General features: G+C 58.1%; 13 protein-coding genes. 10 read left to right on the forward strand and 3 right to left on the reverse strand.

All coding sequences use genetic code 11. The annotated features are described in order from the left end of the window. Positions 1-62: 62 nt before the first annotated feature. Positions 63-1412 (forward strand): dicarboxylate/amino acid:cation symporter, encoded by a 1350-nt coding sequence (locus NUW46_RS14700; RefSeq protein WP_418140484.1) that lies wholly within the window; start codon positions 63-65, stop codon positions 1410-1412. A 35-nt stretch (positions 1413-1447) separates the two neighbouring features. Here the strand turns inward: NUW46_RS14700 and NUW46_RS14705 are convergent, their stop codons facing one another. After that, entirely contained in the window at positions 1448-1924 is a 477-nt protein-coding gene (locus tag NUW46_RS14705; protein WP_136631430.1) for a hypothetical protein, read from the reverse strand. An 81-nt stretch (positions 1925-2005) separates the two neighbouring features. Then, the gene (locus NUW46_RS14710) at positions 2006-2530 is read right to left on the reverse strand and encodes a shikimate kinase (protein ID WP_291906186.1); all 525 of its coding nucleotides are present in this window, start codon (positions 2528-2530) and stop codon (positions 2006-2008) included. A gap of 179 nt (positions 2531-2709) precedes the next feature. Between NUW46_RS14710 and NUW46_RS14715 the strand changes: the two genes are divergently transcribed. From NUW46_RS14715 to NUW46_RS14755, 9 genes are all read left to right on the forward strand, one after another. Then, positions 2710-3411: a lytic transglycosylase domain-containing protein gene (locus NUW46_RS14715; RefSeq protein ID WP_069182890.1), complete on the forward strand. Its 702-nt coding sequence runs from the start codon at positions 2710-2712 to the stop codon at positions 3409-3411. Positions 3412-3434: 23 nt separating this feature from the next. Further along, positions 3435-4367, forward strand: coding sequence for a LysR family transcriptional regulator (locus NUW46_RS14720; protein WP_136631432.1), 933 nt, complete (start codon positions 3435-3437; stop codon positions 4365-4367). Positions 4368-4435: 68 nt separating this feature from the next. After that, the gene (locus tag NUW46_RS14725) at positions 4436-5251 is read left to right on the forward strand and encodes a putative hydro-lyase (RefSeq protein ID WP_305965971.1); all 816 of its coding nucleotides are present in this window, start codon (positions 4436-4438) and stop codon (positions 5249-5251) included. A 51-nt stretch (positions 5252-5302) separates the two neighbouring features. Further along, positions 5303-6268, forward strand: a complete 966-nt coding sequence (locus NUW46_RS14730) for a TRAP transporter substrate-binding protein (RefSeq protein WP_136631434.1) — start codon at positions 5303-5305, stop codon at positions 6266-6268. Positions 6269-6328: 60 nt separating this feature from the next. Beyond that, on the forward strand, positions 6329-6847 hold the full coding sequence (locus tag NUW46_RS14735; protein WP_136631435.1) for a TRAP transporter small permease: 519 nt from the start codon (positions 6329-6331) through the stop codon (positions 6845-6847). Further along, complete coding sequence (locus NUW46_RS14740) at positions 6847-8154, forward strand: TRAP transporter large permease (protein WP_153633824.1); 1308 nt, start codon at positions 6847-6849, stop codon at positions 8152-8154. The genes NUW46_RS14735 and NUW46_RS14740 overlap by 1 nt, the downstream gene beginning before the upstream one ends. Positions 8155-8185: 31 nt before the next feature. Beyond that, the gene (locus tag NUW46_RS14745) at positions 8186-8920 is read left to right on the forward strand and encodes a 5-oxoprolinase subunit PxpA (RefSeq protein WP_069182884.1); all 735 of its coding nucleotides are present in this window, start codon (positions 8186-8188) and stop codon (positions 8918-8920) included. After that, complete coding sequence (gene pxpB / locus NUW46_RS14750) at positions 8917-9609, forward strand: 5-oxoprolinase subunit PxpB (protein ID WP_418140485.1); 693 nt, start codon at positions 8917-8919, stop codon at positions 9607-9609. The genes NUW46_RS14745 and pxpB overlap by 4 nt, the downstream gene beginning before the upstream one ends. Further along, on the forward strand, positions 9599-10543 hold the full coding sequence (locus tag NUW46_RS14755; protein WP_418140486.1) for a biotin-dependent carboxyltransferase family protein: 945 nt from the start codon (positions 9599-9601) through the stop codon (positions 10541-10543). The genes pxpB and NUW46_RS14755 overlap by 11 nt, the downstream gene beginning before the upstream one ends. Positions 10544-10575: 32 nt before the next feature. Here NUW46_RS14755 and putA read toward each other — a convergent pair whose 3' ends face one another. Next, a complete protein-coding gene (gene putA, locus NUW46_RS14760) occupies positions 10576-14205 on the reverse strand; it encodes a bifunctional proline dehydrogenase/L-glutamate gamma-semialdehyde dehydrogenase PutA (RefSeq protein ID WP_418140487.1) in 3630 nt (1209 codons plus the stop codon). Between the last annotated feature and the right edge of the window lie 125 nt (positions 14206-14330).

Raw genomic sequence — 14330 nt, forward strand, 5'->3', positions numbered from 1 at the left:
ACTTTCGCACGCATCGACTATCCTTGTATGGCGTTCCAGAGAAACAGGGATGGTTCAGAGTAATGCCAAGCCAGACGAACGATTTTTATCCGCGGCCACTTCGTCACCTCAGCAGCTACCTCTCGGGGCTGGTGCAGGGAAAGCTATGGCTGAAGGTTTTGATCGGCATGTTCCTGGGTTTGATCACGGGCATGCTCCTCGGCCCCTCCGTGGGACTGGTGGAACCGGACACCGGCACCTTGATTGGCAACTGGCTGGCTTTCCCCGGGCAATTGTTCCTCGCCACGATCCAGATGATTGTGATCCCCCTGGTGATTGCCTCGGTAGTTCGCGGGCTCGCCGCCAGCGAGGACCTGGAACAGCTGCGCAAGCTCGGCCTGAGGGTGACCGGTTTCTTCGTAGTCACCACGGCCATGGCGGCATCGATAGGGCTCTGGATCGGTGACCTGATCAACCCGGGCAGGATGATGACGGGCCTAGGCACCCCGGCGGCAACACCTCAGGACAGTGCGCCGGTTGCCAGCATGCCCGGTGTCGACGAGCTGCCCAAGACACTGATCGGCCTGTTACCGGGCAACCCCCTGGACGCGATGGTTGAGGGCCAGATGCTCCAGGTGGTGATCTTCTCGATCATTGTCGGCATCGCCCTGGTAAGCATGGCCCCGGAAAAATCCAGGCCCATGCTGGACCTGCTCGACTCCCTCCAGCAAATCTGCATGACCGTTGTCCGCTGGGCAATGCGCCTGGCGCCGGTTGCTGTGTTCGGCCTCATGGCCCAACTGACAACCACGCTAGGATTTCGGGCAATGCTGGGCATGGCTTCCTATGTCGCAACCGTTATTGTGGGTTTGCTGGTGTTGCTAGGCGTTTACATGCTGATCCTGAAGCTTCTCGCCGGCCAATCCCCCGTTCGCTTTCTGAAAGACACCCGGGATGTGCTTTTGCTGGCCTTCTCCACATCCAGCTCGGCGGCCGTCATGCCCCTGTCCATCAGAACGGCCGAAGACAAGCTGGGGGTGCGGCCCTCAGTTTCCCAGTTCGTGATTCCACTGGGTGCCACCATCAACATGAATGGCACGGCACTCTATCAGGCCGTGGCTACCATTTTTCTGGCACAGGTCTATGGTATTGATCTGAGTATGGGAAGCATGGCGCTTGTGGTTGCCATGGCCGTGGGCGCCTCCATTGGCTCGCCCGCCACGCCCGGGGTAGGCATTGTGATCCTTGCAATGGTACTCCAGACCGTAGGCATTCCGCCCAGCGGCATTGCGCTGATCATGGGTGTGGATCGAATTCTGGATATGTGCCGTACCGCGATCAACGTGACGGGAGATCTGGTGACCTGCCGGCTAATGGAGAATCTGGCGGGAAAGAGACTTCCGCCCGAGCCAGTTCCTGAGGAAACTGAATGAGCGGACGGAAGTGAAATGCTCGACGTATTTCTGGATCAGATACTTTCAGAGCGCTTTCCGGTGTCCTCATCCAGCTCCTTTTCGGTGCTGTTCCATTGCTCTGAAAGCGCTTCATAGGCCTCGGAGAAACCCTTGCGAGCGCGCTCCCAGGCAGATGCAGAACTCTCTTTCAGTTCCTGGTACCAGTTTTGCACACGCGCTCTCTGTTCGCGCAGAGACTCCAGACTCTTCTGGGACCGTTCCCGAGCGGTGTCGCTCATATCGTCCCAGTTTTCGGAAAGCTGTTGTTCCAGTTCCTGGATACGTTTGTCCAGGGCAGACAGTGTTCTATTGATCGAGTCCTCGGCCTGCTCCTTCTGGTCAGAACCATACTCCTGGAGCGCCTCGCCCAACTCCCGGGTTTCCTGTTCAAGCGATTCCACGGAAGAATCCCCCGATGAGGTTTCGGCGAGAGTCGCCGCCGAAAACATGCCGGCAAAAGCAATCGCAAGCGCGTAAATCCAGTTTTTCATCTTTCAGTCCTCCAAATTCATCTCCGGACTGTAGCAGCGAGGTAAAGCCCATTGCACCTTAACTAAACCTAATACTGAGGCTCACCGCTTGCCTGAAAGCAGGCCCTCGACGACCGCATCGCACACCTGATCCTGGTTCAGGCCTTCGCCTTGCACGGTAAGATCCGCATATCGGGAATACAATTCAAACCGCTCTTCGAACAAGGCATCCAGCGATTGATCCGGCCTACGGGAAATACCCCGCATGCTGTGATCCCCTATTCGCTCAACAACCAGCTCGAGCGGGATATCAAGAAACACAATGGTGCCGTTGGCCTTGAGATGTTCCATGGCTCGGGCACTGTAGACCGCACTGCCTCCGGTGCTGATAACCTTGTGCTCCACATCCAGCTTCAGAAGCACCTGCTCTTCAATCCGCCGGAGGGCTTCGTAGCCATCCTGGTCTACAATAGCCTGGAGGGTACGGCCGGCTTCTTCCTGGATCAGCAGATCGGTATCGACAAACCCGAGACCCAGACGCTTGGCCAGCAGAACACCCACTGTGCTCTTGCCGCTACCGGGCATACCGATGAGAACGAGGTTTCCTGTATCGGTCGGGTTAGCCATGATGCTTGTGTGTGACCTCTGCGGAGAATGAGAACTGGCTGGCAATAAAGGCAGAACGTAACATTTTTACGACAGAGCACGCGCTTTATTCCGGCCCGCAAGCCCGTATAATTCAGGCAACGGCGGTTTTCAGAGAATACCTGAAGCCGGCCACCGACGGCATCTTTCGCGAGTGAGTAATGACCACCGGCAGATCACTTCTGATCCCATCAATAGCAGCTTTGGTGCTTGCTCTGTCAGCATCCGCTCTGGCAGATGGCATCAAACGTATTGTGCATCCCGATGGCACCGTCGAATTCACCAACGTAAAAAATGCCGGCCAGCCCAGAGCCTCCAGCGGTAACGATACCGTCTACCGCTACACCGATGACAATGGCGTGATTGCTTACAGCAGCGTCCAGCCAACCGCGGCTGAGTTCGACGTTATCCGTTTTCACTGTTACGCCTGCGACCCGGAGTCCAGCGTCGACTGGCGCAAAACGCCACTGTTCACCAAACCGTACCGCTCAGAAATTCAGACCGCAGCCCAGGAATACGGAGTTGATCCGGCTCTTGTCCGCGCTGTGATCCATGCCGAATCTGCATTCAATGAAAAAGCCCTGTCCCCGGTCGGTGCCCAGGGCCTGATGCAGTTGATGCCGGGCACGGCCGAAGAGCTGGGTGTTCGGAACGCGTTGGCGGCTGCCGAGAATATCCGTGGCGGCGTCCATTACCTGGCCAAGATGCTCGACCGATTCAATGGCGACATCCGGCTGGCCACCGCCGCCTACAACGCGGGGCCCGGCGCTGTGAGCCGATACAAAGGCGTACCGCCCTATGCCGAAACAAAGGCCTACGTAGAAAGGGTTGGCATCCTTCACGAGCGCTATGCCGCGCTGTAGGCCCCTCAGAGGTCCGTTAATCAATGAACTTCAAGCGTCTGGAGACCTTCATCTGGGTTGCGACGCTGGGCAGCTTTCGCAAGGCGGCCGAGCACCAGCACACCACCCAGCCGGCCATTTCCAACCGTATTGCCGCGCTTGAGGACGAGCTTGGCGTACGGCTGTTCGAACGCGAATCCGGGCACAGCAAACTTACGAGCAAGGGGCAGGAACTCCTGCCCTATGCCGAGAAGATTGTTTTTATGGCCCAGCAGCTGCGCAAGCGCGCAGACCGTGGAGCCTCTTTATCGGGTATTCTCAGGCTCGGGGTTTCGGAAACCATTGTGCACTCCTGGCTACCGCGTTTTTTCCGGGAACTGCACGAAACGGCACCCAACCTGGATGTGGAAATCACCGTGGATGTCTCCGGCAACCTCCGGTCCGGTTTGCTGGACCGGAGCCTTGACCTTGCTTTTCTGATGGGCCCTGTATCAGAGCCAAAAGTCGAAAACCGGGCACTCTGTAGCTTCCCGCTGATCTGGGTGGCAAGCCCGGAGTTGAATCTGCCGAACAGGCTCCTGGACCTCAAAGAGCTGGCAGAGTGGCCTATCATTACCTACGCCCGAAACACCAAACCCTTCGCGGAAATCAGCCAGAAATTCAGCGAGCTGGATGAACTGCCCGCACGTTTCTACTCGTCAAGCTCGCTCGCAGCCTGTCGGCAGCTGACTCTGGACGGCATTGGCATCTCCACGCTGCCACTGAGCGTAATCAAACATGAACTGGAAAGCGGCCGCCTGATCCAGCTCAATACCTCGTGGACGCCCTCAGAACTTGCCTTCACTGCATCTTATTCCGGCACTCCTTTTAACCCGATTGCGGAGCTTGCAGCCAACCTTGGCGTGATGGTGTCCGATGAGTATGACCGGACCACACATCACAAAAAGTTATCGGAAGATGTAAAAAACGATAATTAGACTTTTTCACCAACCGGTATACCCTGAAATTTAGTTGTAATAATCAATGTCAATCAGGGGTAACCGACATGCACACCGGTGCGTATTCCGAATTCAAAAACAGCGTGCTTGATCAGGCGTCCGAGTTGCGCGCCCGTATCCGGTCCGGAGCCCATACCGGCACCACAAGCGGCACGGCCAGCAGCCTGCTCCAGGGTAATGTCGTTATCCTGCCGTCCGAATGGGCCGGCGATTTTCTCCTATACTGTCAGAATAACCCGGTTGCCTGCCCCCTGATCGGCATGTCTCAACCCGGTGATCCCAGCCTCCCCGATCTGGGGCATGATCTGGATATCAGAACCGATGTGCCCGAATACCAGGTATTCCGGAATGGCGAGCGAGCAGAGACGGCCACAGACCTCAAAAGCCTTTGGAGGGACGACCTGGTGACCTTTGTTTTGGGTTGCTCGTTCTCATTTGAAGATGCCCTGATCAGAGCCGGTCTCTCGGTGCGGAACGTGGACGAGGCACGGAACGTTTCCATGTTCCGTTCGAATATCGCTACCCGGCCTGCAGGCCCGTTCAGTGGCAACATGGTGGTCTCCATGCGTCCGTTCAACGGTACGGATGCGATTCGCGCGATACAGATTACCACACGCCTGCCCAAGGCCCACGGCGCACCGGTTCATATCGGTGATCCGGCGCTCATTGGCATCCAGGACGTAAACACACCTGATTTTGGAGATCCGGTAACGATCAGGCCGGGCGAGCTTCCGCTGTTCTGGGCCTGCGGGGTAACTCCGCAACTGGCTCTGGAGAATGCACGCCTGCCGTTCGCCATAACCCATGTACCGGGAAAGATGCTGCTTACCGAGCGGCTGAATGAAGAACTGGCGGTACTCTGAAGCCGCTGTTCAATTGAAACGATAAAAAAGCAGAAACACGGGAGATTCGTTATGTTCAAAAAACTCGCTACAGCCACCCTGGTTACCGGGGCGCTGCTGACCTCATCCGTTCAGGCCCAGCAATGGCACATGCCAACGCCCTATGGCGATGCCAACCTGCCTACCCAGATCGCCTACGGTTTTGCCGAGGACATCAAAAATGGCACCGATGGCGACATCACCATCACCGTTCATTCCGGTGCTTCCCTGGTAAAGCACCCGGAAATTCCACGTGCCGTGAGAACCGGCCAGGTGCAGTTGGGTGAAATCTTCATCGGCATCATGGGCAACACCCACCCGGTGTTCAAACACGACAACATTCCGTTCCTGGCAACCAGCTTCGAAGACGCCAAGACACTCTGGGAGGCCGCCAAGCCGCAGATCGAAAAGCAGCTGGACAAGGAAGGTATGACCCTTCTGTATACCGTGCCCTGGCCGGCCCAGAGCCTGTACACCAAAAAGCCGGTTAATACACTTGCAGACCTCGAAGGGCTGAAGATGCGGGCTTACAGCCCCTCGACCTCGCGCCTCGCCGACCTGATGAACACCACTCCGACAACGGTACAGGTTCCAGAGATTCCGCAAGCCTTCAGCACCGGCATCATCGACGCCATGATCACCTCACCGTCAACCGGTGCCAACGGCCAGGCCTGGGATTACCTCTCCCATTACACCGACATAAAGGCGTGGATTCCCAAAAACGTCGTCGTTGTTAACAAGCGCGCTTTCCGTCGCCTGAGCGATGAACAGCGCCAGGTCATCCTGGATGCAGCCGCCGCTGCCGAGGCGAAAGGCTGGGAAGGCGTTCGCAAGACCGCCGCGGAAGACACGGCCACGCTGGCTGAAAATGGCATCACCGTTTCAGAGCCCTCTGCTGAACTGATGGCCGAACTGGAGAAAATCGGCGACATCATGGTGAAAGAGTGGGAACAGGAAGCACCGGAGGAAGTCGGCGCTATTCTGTCCAACTACCGCTAAAAAGTTCACTCAACGGAAGCCTCCCGAGTACTCGGGAGGCTGTTCCGGGAGGCATCCGTTATGAACTCTCTTCGAAAGAAATTTTATCTGGCATCCGGCTACGCCGCTGGCTTCTGCATAGCTCTGATCATGGTCATTATTCTGGCCCAGATCGTCGGTCGGCTGTTCGGTTTTATCATCCCCTCAGCGGAAGACGTGTCCGGCTGGGCGCTCGCCGCATCCACTTTTTTCGGTCTGGCCTACACCTTTCATAACGGCGGCCATATTCGGGTAACCCTGGTGATCCAGAAATGGTCCGGGCGGCCACGCTTCTTTCAAGAGCTGATCGTACTGATTTTCGGTTTCGGGCTCGCCTGCTACATGACCTTCTACTGCTGGCACATGGTCTGGGAATCCTACGTTTTTGAAGAGGTCTCCCACGGCTATATCCCCATCCCCATCTGGATACCGCAGGTTCCGGTGGCACTCGGAATGACGGCACTCAACATTGCCGTCCTGGATGATCTGGTGGGTATCCTTCGCAAGCGAACGCCCTCTTACCAGCAGCATGAAGACGAACTCAATCTGGAGGAAGTGTAATGGATATTGCGTTTCTCTCCATTGTCCTGGCGGTTTCGATGATTCTGATGCTCGCTGTCGGTGTCTGGGTGTCCCTGACACTCGTTGGCATCGGCGTTCTGGGCCTGTTGCTGTCTGGCAACGATCAGATCGGGCTGCTGTTCGCAACGTCGAGCTGGGGCGCCAGTACCAGTTGGTCCCTGACGGCTCTGCCCATGTTTATCTGGATGGGCGAAGTCCTGTTCCGTACCCGACTGTCCGAGGATCTGTTCAAGGGGCTGGCCCCCTGGATGGGCGGGCTTCCGGGCAAACTTCTTCATGTGAACATTCTGAGTTGTGGCATCTTCGCGGCGGTTTCCGGTTCATCCGCGGCCACTGCCGCAACCATAGGACGAATGACCCTGCCGGAACTGAAAGCACAGGGTTACAGTGACAAGATGGCGGTGGGCACCCTGGCCGGTTCCGGTACCCTTGGCCTGTTGATTCCGCCCTCCATCATCCTGATCGTTTACGGCGTGGCCGCAGAGGTGTCTATTGGCCGCCTGTTTATCGCCGGCGCCCTGCCCGGCCTGATGCTGGTTGCCATGTTCATGGGTTACACCATGATCTGGGCCAAGCTCAACAAGGATCAACTGCCGACCACCAAGAAAGAAAACCTGGCGTTCTCGGTCAAGATCAAAGCGCTTAAGATGCTGCTTCCGATCGTTGGCCTGATCATTTTCGTGCTGGGTTCCATCTATACCGGCTTCGCCACCCCGACCGAGGCAGCCGCCCTGGGCGTTTTTGGCGCCCTTATCATCGCGGCAGCAACCGGCTCTCTGAGCGTTCAGAGTTTCCGCGACAGCCTGCTGGGCGCGGTGAAAAGCTCCTGCATGATCGGCCTGATTCTCGTCGGTGCACACTTCCTGACCCTGGCCATGGGCTTCCTGGGCATTCCACGGGAGCTGGCCTCCTGGATCGGCAGCATGTCCCTTTCACCGTTTGAACTTCTGATAGGGCTGACTGTGCTGTTCGTTCTCCTCGGCTGCTTCCTTGATGGGATCTCAGTCGTGGTCCTGACTGTCGCGGTTGTTATGCCTATGGTTCAGCAGGCCGGCATTGATTTGCTCTGGTTCGGGATCTTTATTGTACTGGTGGTAGAGATGGCACAGATCACGCCGCCAGTGGGCTTCAACCTGTTCGTCATCCAGGCCCTGACCGGAAAGGACATTCTCTATGTGGCCCGGGCAGCCCTGCCGTTCTTCCTGCTGATCATGGCCGCGCTGTTTTTGATCGGCTGGTTCCCGGAGATTGTCACTTACCTGCCCCAGACCATGAGCCAGGGATGACGCGGGCAACAACGTTTTTTGGAGGTACACAATGAAACTCAACTGCGATATGGGCGAGAGCTTTGGCACCTGGACCAAGGGTATGGATGCCGAAGTCATGCCCTACATTGACATGGCCAGTATTGCCTGCGGGTTTCATGCATCCGACCCGCTGACCATGGACCACACGGTCAAGCTGGCGCTGGCCCAGAATGTGACCATTGGCGCTCACCCGGGCTACCCGGATCTGCTCGGGTTCGGTCGCCGGGACATGGATTGCCGGCCGGACGAGCTCAAGGCCATCCTGGTTTACCAGATGGCGGCGCTGAACGGGATCTGCCAGGTGCACGGCACCTCCATCTCCTATGTGAAACCCCATGGCGCGCTGTATAACCGGATGATGGTCGATAACACCACCTTGTCCGTGGTGATGTCGGCGGTTCGTTCCTATGCCCCACAATGCCCTCTGGTGGTCATGGCGACGCCGGACTGGCAGCAGGTCAAGGACCGGGCAGACGAGTACGGTATCGAGGTCTGGTTCGAGGCTTTCTCTGATCGCGCCTACAGCGACGAGGGAAGACTGGTAAAACGGTCAGTGCGCGGTGCCGTTCACGAAACCACGGAAGCCATCGAGGCGCAGGTTACCCAGATTATCCAGGACGGAACGGTCACCTCGATTTCGGGCAAACGCATTCCGATCAAAGCGGATACCATCTGCATTCACGGCGACAGCTACCATGCCGTCGACGCTGCACGGCACATGCGACAGGTTGTGGAAGCGCTATGAGGATCGAGTCGGTCAACGAAAACACCTGCATGGTGTATTTTGGCGACCAGATTGGTGCGGAGTCTGCCGGCCTGGTGAAACAGGCCACCGATCGGCTCCGGCGCGATATGTCCGACCTTATCGTCGACCTGGTGCCATCTTACACGTCGATCCTGCTGACCTGGGATCTGGAGCAGGCCGACCGGTTTGCCATTGCCCGCAGGGTGCGCTCAGCGATCGACTCCGACGACCATGGCTCCACCGGGGAGGGTGCTGCCCGTATTGTCGAGCTTCCCGTCTACTATGATCCGGAAGTGGGTCTGGATCTGGAGGATGTCTGCGAGCATGCCGGCCTGTCACGAGACGAAGTCGTTCGCATTCACAGTGAACAGCTCTACCAGGTTTACGCCATCGGCTTCGCTCCGGGCTTTGCCTATCTGGGAAGCACCGACGAACGGATTGCCATTCCCCGGAAATCCACGCCCCGGTTGAAAGTCCCTACCGGCAGCGTTGGCATCGCGGGCACTCAAACCGCAATCTACCCGAGCTGCACGCCCGGTGGCTGGCAGATTATTGGCCGCACACCGCAGAAAATGGTTGATTGGGACAGCGACTCCCTGGCGCTGGTACAGGTCGGCGATCAGGTGCGCTTTCGCGCCATCAACCGGGACGAATTTCTCGAGCTGGGAGGGAAGGTCGATGAGCTTTGACGTCCTCGAACCCGGAATGCTGGCCCTCGTCCAGGACGCCGGCCGGTACGGCTACCAGCATATGGGCGTGACCACCGGTGGCCCCATGGACGAGTACGCGTTTTCCTGGGCAAACCGCCTGCTGAACAACGATCTCAATGCCCCCCAGATCGAAATCACTTTTGGCCGGTTCAGCCTGAAGGCAAACCATGATGCCTGCATTGCCATTACCGGCGGCGACCTGGGCGCCAGGATCAATGATCGGGCCATCGCGCCCTGGCGCACCCATCACATCAGCAAAGGCGACCGGTTGGATTTTAGCGCGCCGGTTAGCGGTCTGCGGGCCTACCTGGCGGTCAGTGGTGGGTTCAGGCCCGCGATAAAACTGGGCAGTTGCGCCACCGTGGCCCGGGAGGGCCTGGGCGGTCTCGATGGCAAAGGCGCGAAGCTGGCCAAGGGCGATAAGCTGGAGTTCGACCAGAATGCCCCCTTTGTTGAGGCGTTTCTTCCCGAGCCGGAAATTCCCGATTATCACCAGCACCTGCGCCTGGGTCTGATTCCCGGCTATCAATATCAGAGCTTTCCCGCCGTTCAACGGATGAAGTTTTTCTCGTGTGACTACGAAATCAGCCAGAACATCGACCGCATGGGCTATCGTCTGAAAGGCGATGCCATCCATTCGGATCTGGACGGGATTGTGTCGGAGGGAATTGCCTATGGCGCCATCCAAGTGCCGAAAGATGGCCAGCCAATTGTTCTGATGAAAGATCGGCAAACCATCGGCGGCTATCCGAAAATCGGCTGCCTGAGCGCACTGGATGCGGGGCATCTGTCCCAGAGGGGCCCGGGATCATCGGTCAGCTTTTATCTCTCGGACGTTGCCGAGGCCGAAGGCCGCCGAATGCTGTTTAACCAGCGGCTCAAAACAGGCGCGCCCGGCGTCAGCACTACCTGACGCCGGGCGCGTTTGGCACCGATTGTCGCCGCTTATTCGGAGGCGGCAATCAGGCTGGCGTTACCGCCCGCTGCGGTTGTGTCGACACACAGGTGACGTTCGATCACGAAACGCTGATCCAGGGTGTGCTCTGTGATCAGCGGCAGCAAGGCGCCATCGCGCTTGGCCAGTGCCTCGCGATAGGCTTTCAGCAGGGGCTGATCGCCGCAGCTGACCACCGCCTCGAAGCCATCGACGGATGCCAATGCGTCCGGCTCCAACAGCCCCTCGGCGCCCACAATCGGCAACCCGGCCTTGTTCGCCTGGTCGACCAGATCCTGAGTGCCCGGTGCGATCACCACCACCTTGTTGCCCTGTGACAACGCGGTGCCGGCTTGTTCCAGCGCGGTTTCCTTGTCCGGTCCCAGACACAGCACGACACCACGCGCATGGTTGGACAGGCGGTTGGTCTCACCCGTTGGCCCGGGCAAGGCCTCAACATGAGCGTCCAGCGGCTCTGGAACATTGCCGAAGATGGGCCGGATAGCGTCCATGCGGGCCTCAGGCCTGGACGCCTTCAGTTTGTCCAACTGGCCAATCAACTTCTGCAACTGCTTGGCGTCCACCTTCTTCGCGCTGGAATCCGCCTCGCGCTCGACCGTTTCGCCTTTCAGGAAACGACGGACGTACTGCGGTCCACCGGCCTTGGGACCCGTACCTGAAAGACCCTCACCACCGAATGGCTGGGAGCCTACGATGGCACCGATCTGGTTGCGGTTTACGTAGGTGTTGCCCACCCTGATCCGGCTGGTAATACGCTCTACGCGGCGATCAACACGGCTGTGGATGCCAAACGTCAGGCCGTAGCCCTTGGCGTTGATATCGTCCACCACCTTGTCGATGTTCTTCGCATCGAACGTGGCCACATGCAGTACCGGGCCGAAGATTTCCTCTTCCAGCTCTTCAATCCCGCTTACGCTGAGAACCGCCGGCGAAACAAACAGCCCTTTCTCGGGTACCTTCATCTTTTTCAACAGCTTGCCGTTGCGCTCGAACTTCTCGCAATGGTCGACGATCTTCTTGCGGGCGTTCTCGTCGATCACCGGGCCCACGTCCGTGGACAGCAACCAGGGGTCGCCGATGCCAAGCTCTTCCATGGCACCGTAGAGCATTTCCAGAAGACCATCGGCAATGTCTTTCTGCACGTAGAGCATGCGCAGGGCCGAACACCGCTGACCGGCACTCTGGAACGAAGACGCCAGCACGTCACGGACAACCTGCTCAGGTAATGCGGTGGAATCCACGATCATCGCGTTCAGGCCACCGGTCTCTGCCACCAGCGGCGCGTCCGGTGCCATGTTCTCGGTCATCACCTTGTTGATGCGCTGGGCGGTAGCCGTAGAACCGGTGAAGCACACGCCGCTCACCCGCGAATCGGAGGTCAGGGCCGCACCCACGGTTGCGCCAGTACCCGGCACCAGCTGAATAGCATCCTTCGGAATACCCGCCTGATGCATCAGCTCCACAGCGCGAATGGCCAGCAAGGAAGTCTGCTCAGCCGGCTTCGCCACCACGGTGTTACCCGCCGCGAGGTTGGCCAGGATCTGCCCGGTGAAGATCGCCAGCGGGAAGTTCCAGGGCGAGATACAACACATCACGCCGCGGGCGTCGCCACTGTCTTTATAGCGAATAGCTTCGTTGGCGTAGTACTGGGAGAAATCGACCGCCTCTCGGATCTCAGCAACCGCATCCAGCAGGGATTTGCCCGCTTCACGGGTAGTGAGGGCGAACAGCTCGGCGTAATTCTCTTCATAAAGGTCGCCCACCTTACGGACGCAGGCCGCACGCTCTTCAGCCGATTTGGCGGACCAGCTCTCGAACGCAGCCGCCGCTGAGGTAATCGCGGTATCCACATCGGCATCGGAAGCCTGGGTGACGTGGCCCACCAGATCGTCCGGATCGGCCGGGTTGCGCACCACCTGCACCTCGGTGCCGGCTACTTCACCGGCAATTACCGGTCCGCCCTTCCAGCGATAGTCCTTGTAGGCACCACGGCCCTTCTCGATCTCGTTGACCGTAACCGGATCGGTGATGTCCCAGCCCTTGGAGTTGCGACGCTGATCACCAAACAACTTGAACGGATGCACGATCGCCTTGCTGGAAATGTTGTTGCCCATTTCCTCAACACTGACGATCGGATCCTTGGCAATCTCTTCCGGAGTGATGCGCTTGTCGACAATCTGGTTGACGAAGGAACTGTTGGCACCATTTTCCAGCAGACGGCGCACCAGGTACGCCAGCAGATCCTTGTGGGGACCAACCGGCGCGTAAATCCGACAGGGCACACCACTGACCCTCAGAACCTCGTTGTGCAGGGACTCACCCATACCGTGGAGGCGCTGGAACTCGTAGTTGTCGACTCCCTTGGTCTTGGCCATTTCCAGAATGGCCGATACCGAATGGGCGTTGTGGGTCGCGAACTGCGGGTAGATGCGGTTCGTCATATTCAGCAGTTTGGTGGCACAGGACAGGAACGACACGTCGCTGCAGGCCTTGCGGGTAAACACAGGGAACCCGTTCAGCCCCATCACCTGGGCACGCTTGATCTCGGCATCCCAGTACGCCCCTTTCACCAGACGCACCATGAACTTCCGGTCGTACTTTTCCGCCAGGCCATACAGCCAGTCGAGCACGAACGAGGAACGTTTGCCGTAAGCCTGGACAACCACGCCAAAGCCATCCCAGCCGGCAAGCTCGGGATCGGCTACCAGCTCCTCGATCACGTCCAGGGACAGATCCAGCCGCTCCTGCTCCTCGGCGTCGATGTTAAAGCCCATGTTCGCGGCCGCCGCCTTCTTGACCAGTTCACGGGCCCGGGGCAGCAACTCGTTCATAACCCGCTCTTTGTTGCCGTACTCGTAACGGGCCAGCAGAGCGGAGAGCTTGACCGAAATGCCCGGGTTCTTGCGGACATCGCCCTTGCTTGCCTTGGCAATGCTGTCAATGGCCGTGGAATAGGCGTCGTAGTAACGCTTGGCGTCATCATCGGTGCGGGCGGCTTCACCCAGCATGTCGTAGGAGTAGGTGTAACCCTTCTCCATGTATTCCTTCGCCTCATCCTGAGCTTCATCGATATCGCGACCCAGAACGAACTGGCGGCCCATTTCCTTCATCGCCTGATTGGCCACAGTACGGATGACGGGCTCACCGAAGCGCTTTAGCAGTTTGCGCAGGGTTTCACCAACGGTGTTGCGCTCGGAATCTTTCAAGAGGTTGCTGGTCATCAACAAGGCAACGGTGGCGGTGTTGATCAGCCCAGAGGACGCCTTGCCCACGTGGGTGCCCCAGGCACCGGAGGTGATCTTGTCTTCGATCAGTTCGTGGATGGTGGTGTTGTCAGGCACGCGCAGCAGCGCCTCGGCCAGACACATCAGGGCAACGCCTTCCTTGGTGGTCAGGCCGTACTCTGCCAGAAACTTTTCCATGATGGTGGACTTGGCATTCTTGCGAACGCTGCGTACCAGTTCAGCGGCACGGGCGGAAATAGCATCGCGCTCGGCCTGGGACAACTGGGCACCGGCAATCATCTCGTGGATAACCTTGTGCTCGTCAGCGAGATAATAATCACGAATCGCCTGCCGGCTATCGACAAGCTCGGGCGTCTGTGATTGCTGCGGTCTCATAGTTGTACCCTCTTAGTTGTTTGTCTCTCCCGCATTCTACCGAGATCAACAAAGACAATTTCTCTATAAAATTCGGACAAGCACCCCATTACGGCTTTTTTAGATAATAAAAATTTAATAATTTT

Source organism: Marinobacter sp. MA (assembly GCF_048298425.1).
GTDB classification, from domain to species: domain Bacteria; phylum Pseudomonadota; class Gammaproteobacteria; order Pseudomonadales; family Oleiphilaceae; genus Marinobacter; species Marinobacter salsuginis.

Bases quoted from the DNA above. Each gene is read 5' to 3' on its own strand.
- NUW46_RS14740 (WP_153633824.1), top strand. From the start codon at position 6,847: ATGGATATTGCGTTTCTCTCCATTGTCCTGGCGGTTTCGATGATTCTG.
- pxpB (WP_418140485.1), top strand. From the start codon at position 8,917: ATGAGGATCGAGTCGGTCAACGAAAACACCTGCATGGTGTATTTTGGC.
- NUW46_RS14725 (WP_305965971.1), top strand. From the start codon at position 4,436: ATGCACACCGGTGCGTATTCCGAATTCAAAAACAGCGTGCTTGATCAG.
- putA (WP_418140487.1), bottom strand. From the start codon at position 14,205: ATGAGACCGCAGCAATCACAGACGCCCGAGCTTGTCGATAGCCGGCAG.
- NUW46_RS14705 (WP_136631430.1), bottom strand. From the start codon at position 1,924: ATGAAAAACTGGATTTACGCGCTTGCGATTGCTTTTGCCGGCATGTTT.
- NUW46_RS14730 (WP_136631434.1), top strand. From the start codon at position 5,303: ATGTTCAAAAAACTCGCTACAGCCACCCTGGTTACCGGGGCGCTGCTG.
- NUW46_RS14720 (WP_136631432.1), top strand. From the start codon at position 3,435: ATGAACTTCAAGCGTCTGGAGACCTTCATCTGGGTTGCGACGCTGGGC.
- NUW46_RS14755 (WP_418140486.1), top strand. From the start codon at position 9,599: ATGAGCTTTGACGTCCTCGAACCCGGAATGCTGGCCCTCGTCCAGGAC.
- NUW46_RS14735 (WP_136631435.1), top strand. From the start codon at position 6,329: ATGAACTCTCTTCGAAAGAAATTTTATCTGGCATCCGGCTACGCCGCT.
- NUW46_RS14745 (WP_069182884.1), top strand. From the start codon at position 8,186: ATGAAACTCAACTGCGATATGGGCGAGAGCTTTGGCACCTGGACCAAG.
- NUW46_RS14700 (WP_418140484.1), top strand. From the start codon at position 63: ATGCCAAGCCAGACGAACGATTTTTATCCGCGGCCACTTCGTCACCTC.
- NUW46_RS14710 (WP_291906186.1), bottom strand. From the start codon at position 2,530: ATGGCTAACCCGACCGATACAGGAAACCTCGTTCTCATCGGTATGCCC.
- NUW46_RS14715 (WP_069182890.1), top strand. From the start codon at position 2,710: ATGACCACCGGCAGATCACTTCTGATCCCATCAATAGCAGCTTTGGTG.